This window comes from Agrobacterium sp. MCAB5 (genome assembly GCF_052114365.1).
GTDB lineage: Bacteria > Pseudomonadota > Alphaproteobacteria > Rhizobiales > Rhizobiaceae > Agrobacterium > Agrobacterium tumefaciens.
Genome location: NZ_JBFREP010000323.1, coordinates 1 through 393 on the forward strand (window position 1 = coordinate 1; position 393 = coordinate 393).

The 393-nt window shown below is 53.4% G+C and carries 1 protein-coding gene; it reads left to right on the top strand.

Annotation, left to right across the window (positions count from 1 at the left end; all coding sequences use genetic code 11):
* Positions 1 to 91: 91 nt before the first annotated feature.
* A partial coding sequence (locus tag AB4Z23_RS28835; protein ID WP_441361354.1) for a ClpX C4-type zinc finger protein occupies positions 92 to 393 on the top strand: 302 nt, incomplete at its 3' end.

The window sequence follows — 393 nt, forward strand, 5'->3', positions numbered from 1 at the left end:
GGGCGTATGAGGGTGGTTAGCCTGTTTTCGTATTGGCAGCGACGAACAGTTATGCACAATGACTGGTTGTCAGTTTAAGGGCGAGTGCCGTATGAACCAGCTCTCTATAAAAGACCGATTGCTTGCAGCGCGCCGAGTGCTCTTCGGCCAAGGCGACAACGCTGTAATATGTAGTTTCTGCGGAAAATCCCGGCAGGACGGCGTCGGCAATATCATTGCCGGACCAGGAGTGGCGATCTGTGCCTCATGCGCGCGCATCGCCATGGACTGGGACCTCACCGACAATTTTCCAAAGATAACCGGCACCACGATCGACACATTCTCGATCTTTTATCAACATCAGGCATGCCTGCTCCCACAACATCGGCGCCAGATTGATGATGAACTCCACCT